The organism is Streptomyces sp. NPDC060031 (genome assembly GCF_042736805.1).
GTDB lineage: Bacteria > Actinomycetota > Actinomycetes > Streptomycetales > Streptomycetaceae > Streptomyces.
On record NZ_JBHWVM010000001.1, the window covers coordinates 205,802 to 211,927 of the forward strand.

The following is a 6,126-nucleotide window of genomic DNA, read 5'->3' on the forward strand; positions in this document are numbered from 1 at the left end:
CCGGTACCCCATGAACCGAATGAGTCGAGGAAATACGTGCTCCTGCCCATGAACCGACGTATCGCCGTCAGCGCCGCCCTGCTGGCCGTGGTGGCCGGGGTGGCGCCGGCCACCGCCGCCCAGGCCGCGCCGACCCTGCCCGCCGGGGCCGCACGGACCGCGGCGCCGACCCTGCCGGCGCCCGATCTCGAGGGCCTGGTGCAGGCGTTGACGAACACCACCGCCGCCGGGGCGCCGGGCGCGATGGCTCGCATCAGCGGCCCCGAGGGCGTCCAGACCAAGACCGTGGGCGTACGCGACAAGACCACGGGCGCGGCCATGGACACCAAGGCCCGCTTCCGGATCGGCAGCATCACCAAGACGTTCTCGACCGTCGTGCTGCTGCAGCTGGTCAACGAGAAGAAGATCGACCTGGACACCTCGGTCAACCACTACCTGCCGGGTCTGCTGCCCGACGACCGGATCACCGTGCGCCACCTGCTGACCCACCGCAGCGGGCTGGCGGACTACACGAATTCCATGTTCGCCCAGACCGTTCCCGGTTTCGAGGCCGTGCGCAACAAGGTGTTCAGCTACCAGGAGCTGGTCAAGCTCTCGCTGAGCGATCCGCGCACCACCGAGCCCGGCGTGTCGTACAAGTACTCGAACACCAACTTCGTCGTCGTCGGCATGCTCATCGAGAAGGCCACCGGCCAGCCGGTGGCCAACGAGTACGACCGCCGCATCATCAAGCCGCTCGAGCTGAAGAACACCGCCTACGTGCACCCCGGGACGAAGATCTCCGGCCTGCACATCCGCGGCTACCTCACCCCGGACGAGGCCGGCGCACCGCTGGTCGACTCCACCGAGCAGACGGTGTCCTGGGCGCAGTCGGCCGGCGCGATGATCTCGAACCCGGGTGACCTCAACGTCTTCATCTCCGCGCTGCTGCGCGGCCGGCTGCTGCCGGCGAAGCAGCTGGACGCCATGCTGACGATGACCCCCACCGACACGACCAACACCCGCTTCTACGGGCTGGGCCTGCGCCGCTACGACCTCTCGTGCACGTCCGTCTACGGGCACACGGGCACCGTGCAGGGCTTCTACAGCTACGTCTTCACCACCCGCGACGGAGTGCGCAACCTCACCGCGATGGCGAACACCTCGAACCGCGGCCAGGCGAACACGGCCCTGGGCGGCACGCTCGAAGCGGCCTTCTGCGGCAAGAAGCCCGCGGCGGCGACGACCGCGCGCGGCCTCTCGGCCCAGGACGCCCCGTCCTCCGCGGCCCTGGCCCCGGCCGAGGTCGACCTGCCGGAGCGCAACGCGCGCTGACGCGACGGCTGCCGCCGCGGGCATCGGTCCCGCGGCGGCAACGCCTCCCTACGGCGCCAACTCCCTCGCGTCCAGCGGCAGGTGCCACAGGTTGCGTCGGTGTACGGCGTCCAGATCGGCCTGGAGCGGCGGCGGGGGCACGGTCAGCACCGGGCAGGCCGCGTGCGCCAGGCAGTAGCGGGCCACCGAGGGCCGGACCAGGCGCCGCAGCCGCGCACGGGACCCGGCACCCACCACCAGGAGGTCGTCGCAACCCCGGGCGGCGTCCACGAGCGCCGCGCCCGGGGTCGCCCGTACGCTCACCCCGGCGAGCGCGACGCCCGGCGGCTCGGCGCCGAAGGCCAGGTCCAGGAGCCGGCGCAGCCGCTCCACCGCCGCGCCGCGGCACTGCGCGAGCACCGGGGCGGCGCAGGAGCCCCGGCTGCCGAGGCCGCCTCCGGGAGCCTGCCAGGCCATGACGGCCCACAGCTGCGCGTCGCGCACCCGGGCCTCGGCGGCGGCCCGGTGCAATGCGGCCAGACTTCCCGGTGTTCCGCTGACTCCGACCACGACTCTGCGCACGACCTGTTTCCTCTCCCCTGTCTCGTCCTGACGGTTCCCATGAAAGGGCCGACCGGCGGGGCGCGGGCGGTTTCTGACGGCCCTTTGACGCCCGGCGCGGCTTCCCTTGCGCCGCCTTGACGCGGCGCCGGACCTGTCCGGCGCCGGCCGTCAGCGAGGCGTATGGACTCGGCCGCCCGACGTATGGGACCCGTCAGGGGATGCAGACCGGCGGGCGGCGCCGGGGATAGCTTCGGCGACACGCCCCGGACCGCCTCCCCGCAGCCGGGGCGCCGATCTCCGGACTTGGTTCCTCTGGGAGGGCCCCATGTGTTTGGTCCAGTACGCCGACGACCCCGAGCCTGAAGAACGCTTCCCGGCCGGGCCCCTGTACGTGCCGGTCCGGCCGGGCGGAGCGCGGGTGACGGTACGGATGTTCCGCACCCCGCTCGGAGCTCGTACCGCGGTCGGCTTCACCAGCGAGGGACGGCTCGCCGCCACGCTCGGCGCGGCGCAGCCGTGGATCCGTCTCTCGTCGGCCGCGTTGCGCTCGTTGGCCGAGCCGCTCGGGGTGGCCACGGTGACCGTCGACCCGACGCTCACCGCGCCCGCGGTCACCCCGGGCCCGGTCGCGGCCGTCCCGGCGGCCGAGACCCCCGTACCGCAGGCCACCGGGCTGACGCGATGACCGTCACCCTGCCCTCCGGGATCTCGGCCGAGGCCGATGACCTGTCGATCTGGCCCGCCTCCACGACCCGGCTCCCGCACGGCGCTCTGGCGGTCGGCGGGGTGTCCCTGGCCGAGCTGGCCGAACGGTTCGACACCCCGGCCTACGTCCTGGACGAGGGCGAGGTGCGCGAGCGCTGCCGCACCTACCGCGCCGCCTTCCCCGAAGCCGATGTGCTCTACGCCGCCAAGGCGTTCCTCTCCCGCGCGATGGTCCGCTGGGTCCGGGAGGAGGGGCTGGGCCTGGACGTCTGCTCCGCCGGGGAGCTGGAGCTCGCCGTCACGGCCGGCTTCCCGCCCGAGCGCATCGTGCTGCACGGCAACGCCAAATCGCCGCGCGACCTCGCGAGCGCGCTGCGCCTCGGCGTCGGGCGGATCGTCATCGACAGCGCGTCCGAGATCGCCCGGATCGCAGCCGCGGTCGGCCCCACGGGACACCAGAAGGTGATGGTGCGGGTGGTGCCGGGGGTGTCGGCCGGCGGCCACGACAAGATCCGGACCGGGACGGACGGCCAGAAGTTCGGCCTGTCCCTCACCGACGGATCGGCGCAGCACGCCGTCGCCCGGATCCTCGGCCAGCCGCAGCTCGAACTGGTCGGCCTGCACTGCCACATCGGCTCCCAGATCACCGACTGCAAGCCGTACGTCACGGCCGTGCGCCGGATGGTGGGTCTGCTGGCCCGGCTGCGCGACGCGCACGGCGTCACCCTCCCCGAGCTGGACCTGGGCGGCGGGCACGGCATCGCGTACCGGCCCGGCGAGCCCGCCCTCGACCTGCCCGGCCTCGCCCGGCGGGTGTACGCCGAGCTGACCGGGAGCTGCGCCGCCGCGGGGCTGCCGGTGCCGCGGCTGGCCGTCGAGCCGGGGCGGGCGATCGCGGGCCCGGCGGGGGTCGCCGTGTACCGGGTGCTCGCCGTCAAGCGCACGGGCGAGAAGGTGTTCGTCGCCGTCGACGGCGGCATGAGCGACAATCCGCGGCCCGCTCTGTACGGGGTGTGTTACGCGCCCCGGCTGGTCGGCCGCCGGTCGGCCGCCGGACCTCGTACCGCCACGGTCGTGGGCCGGCACTGCGAGGCCGGGGACATCCTGGCCGCCGACGTCGAACTGCCCGGCGACATCCACCCCGGAGACCTGCTCGCCGTGCCGGTTGCGGGTGCCTACCACCTGTCCATGGCCTCCGGCTACAACCTGGTGGGGCGCCCGCCGGTCGTCGCGGTCCACGAGGGAGCGGCGCGCCTGCTGGTGCGGCGGGAGACGCTGAACGACATCCGTCACCGCGACGTCGGCGACTGATCACGGCCGGCCGGGTTGGCCGGGTTCGTCGGGTTGGTCGGGTTGGCGGGCTTGGCGGATCCGACGATCCATCAGGTCATCTGTCCCGGACTATTGACTCTGCTCGCGGCAGTCGGGATCCTCAACGCGATATTTGCGTTGGACATGACAATTCAAGCCGGAGGGGTGGACTTGACCAGACACTCGTACACCAGGCGAAAGCCGATCGCGGTTCTGTCCTTGCTTCTCACCGTGCTGGCCATGGCGCTGGGCCCGATGCCCAGCGCCGCCTCGGCCGAAACCGACTGGTGGACCCCGTCCGCCCGACCCTCCCCGGACTCGGCCGTCAACGTCACGGGTGAGCCCTTCAAGGGCACCGACGCGAACGGCCGGGTCAGGGGCTTCGTCGACGCACACGACCACCTGATGGCCAACGAGGGCTTCGGCGGCCGGCTCATCTGCGGCAAGCCGTTCTCCGAGGCCGGGGTCGCCGACGCGCTCAAGGACTGCCCCGAGCACTACCCCGACGGCTCGCTCGCCATCTTCGACTTCGTCACCAAGGGCGGCGACGGCAAGCACGACCCGAACGGGTGGCCGACCTTCAAGGACTGGCCCGCCCACGACTCGCTGACCCACCAGCAGAACTACTACGCCTGGGTCGAGCGGGCCTGGCGCGGCGGCCAGCGCGTACTCGTCAACGACCTCGTCACCAACGGCGTGATCTGCTCGGTCTACTTCTTCAAGGACCGCAGCTGTGACGAGATGACCTCCATCCGCCTGCAGGCGCAGAAGTCGTACGAGATGCAGGCGTACATCGACAAGATGTACGGCGGCCCGGGCAAGGGCTGGTTCAGGATCGTCACCGATTCGGCGCAGGCCCGCCAGGTGGTCGAGCAGGGCAAGCTGGCCGTGGTGCTGGGGGTGGAGACCTCCGAGCCGTTCGGGTGCAAGCAGATCCTGGACATCTCGCAGTGCAGCAGGGAGGACATCGACCGGGGCCTGGACGAGCTGCACGCCCTCGGCGTGCGCAGCATGTTCCTGTGCCACAAGTTCGACAACGCCCTGTGCGGCGTCCGGTTCGACGAGGGCGCCCTGGGCACCGCGATCAACGTGGGCCAGTTCCTGTCCACCGGAACCTTCTGGCAGACGGAGACGTGCAAGGGGCCGCAGCACGACCACCCCATCGGCCTCGCGGCCGCGCCCGGGGCGCAGAAGGAGCTGCCGCCGGGTGTGGCGGTCCCCTCGTATGCCGCCGACGCGCAGTGCAATACCCGCGGTCTCACCGAGCTCGGCGAGTACGCGGTGCGCGGCATCATGAAACGCAAGATGATGCTGGAAGTCGACCACATGAGCGTCAAGGCCGCGGGCCGGGCCTTCGACATCCTGGAGACCGAGTCGTACCCGGGCGTCCTGTCCTCGCACAGCTGGATGGACAGCGACTGGACCGAGCGCCTCTACCGCCTCGGCGGGTTCGCCGCCCAGTACATGGGCGCCGCCGAGGGCTTCAGCGCCGAGGCCAAGCGCACGGACGCCCTGCGCGAGAAGTACGACGTCGGGTACGGCTACGGCACCGACATGAACGGTGTCGGCGGCTGGCCGGCCCCGCGGGGCGCCGATGCCCCGAACCCGGTGCGCTACCCGTTCCGCAGCGTCGACGGCGGCTCCGTCATCGACAAGCAGACCGCGGGCCAGCGCACCTGGGACTTCAACACCGACGGCGGGGCGCAGTACGGCATGGTCCCGGACTGGCTGGAGGACATCCGGCAGGTCGGCGGCCAGGGTGTCGTGGACGACCTCTTCCGCGGCGCCGAGTCCTACCTCCGCACCTGGGGGGCGTCCGAGAAGCACAAGGCCGGGGTGAACCTGGCCGCGGGCGCGCCCGCCTCGGCCTCCTCGGCGGAGCGGAACCCGTTCACCAGCTACGCCCCCGGCCGGGCGGTCGACGGCGACTCGGGCTCCCGGTGGGCGAGCGACTGGAGCGACGACCAGTGGCTCCAGATCGACCTCGGCTCCGCGAGCCTCGTCAAGCGGGTCACCCTGAACTGGGAGCGCGCGTACGGGAAGGCGTACCGTATCGAGGTCTCGACGGACGGGACGAACTGGCAGACCGCGTGGTCCACGACGACGGGGGACGGCGGCCTGGACACGGCGCAGTTCAACGGGGTCTCGGCCCGCTACGTGCGCATCCACGGGGTGCAGCGCGGCACGCAGTGGGGGTACTCCCTCCACGAAGTCGGCATTTACAGCAGCTGACGGCGCCTGCGGGTGTCCGGG

At 72.1% G+C, this 6,126-nt stretch carries 5 protein-coding genes; 4 read left to right on the forward strand and 1 reads right to left on the reverse strand.

Going from position 1 to position 6,126, the window contains the following annotated elements; translation table 11 throughout:
* Positions 1-48 precede the first annotated feature (48 nt).
* On the forward strand, positions 49-1,314 hold the full coding sequence (locus ACFWB8_RS00870; RefSeq protein WP_385220464.1) for a serine hydrolase domain-containing protein: 1,266 nt from the start codon (positions 49-51) through the stop codon (positions 1,312-1,314).
* A 48-nt stretch (positions 1,315-1,362) separates the two neighbouring features.
* On the opposite strand, the gene ACFWB8_RS00875 is transcribed toward ACFWB8_RS00870, so the two are convergent.
* Positions 1,363-1,875 (reverse strand): universal stress protein, encoded by a 513-nt coding sequence (locus ACFWB8_RS00875; protein ID WP_385220467.1) that lies wholly within the window; start codon positions 1,873-1,875, stop codon positions 1,363-1,365.
* A 307-nt stretch (positions 1,876-2,182) separates the two neighbouring features.
* Between ACFWB8_RS00875 and ACFWB8_RS00880 the strand changes: the two genes are divergently transcribed.
* The 3 genes from ACFWB8_RS00880 to ACFWB8_RS00890 all read left to right on the forward strand — a co-directional run bounded on the left by ACFWB8_RS00880 (position 2,183) and on the right by ACFWB8_RS00890 (position 6,105).
* Positions 2,183-2,542: an SAV_915 family protein gene (locus ACFWB8_RS00880; protein ID WP_385220470.1), complete on the forward strand. Its 360-nt coding sequence runs from the start codon at positions 2,183-2,185 to the stop codon at positions 2,540-2,542.
* The gene (gene lysA, locus ACFWB8_RS00885; RefSeq protein WP_385220473.1) at positions 2,539-3,873 is read left to right on the forward strand and encodes a diaminopimelate decarboxylase; all 1,335 of its coding nucleotides are present in this window, start codon (positions 2,539-2,541) and stop codon (positions 3,871-3,873) included. Before ACFWB8_RS00880 ends, lysA begins: the two co-directional genes overlap by 4 nt.
* Positions 3,874-4,113: 240 nt before the next feature.
* Entirely contained in the window at positions 4,114-6,105 is a 1,992-nt protein-coding gene (locus ACFWB8_RS00890) for a discoidin domain-containing protein (RefSeq protein WP_385220491.1), read from the forward strand.
* Positions 6,106-6,126: the final 21 nt, after the last annotated feature.

Coding starts and splice junctions, on each gene's coding strand:
- ACFWB8_RS00890 (WP_385220491.1), top strand. CDS start 4,114: ATGGCGCTGGGCCCGATGCCCAGCGCCGCCTCGGCCGAAACCGACTGG.
- ACFWB8_RS00870 (WP_385220464.1), top strand. CDS start 49: ATGAACCGACGTATCGCCGTCAGCGCCGCCCTGCTGGCCGTGGTGGCC.
- lysA (WP_385220473.1), top strand. CDS start 2,539: ATGACCGTCACCCTGCCCTCCGGGATCTCGGCCGAGGCCGATGACCTG.
- ACFWB8_RS00880 (WP_385220470.1), top strand. CDS start 2,183: ATGTGTTTGGTCCAGTACGCCGACGACCCCGAGCCTGAAGAACGCTTC.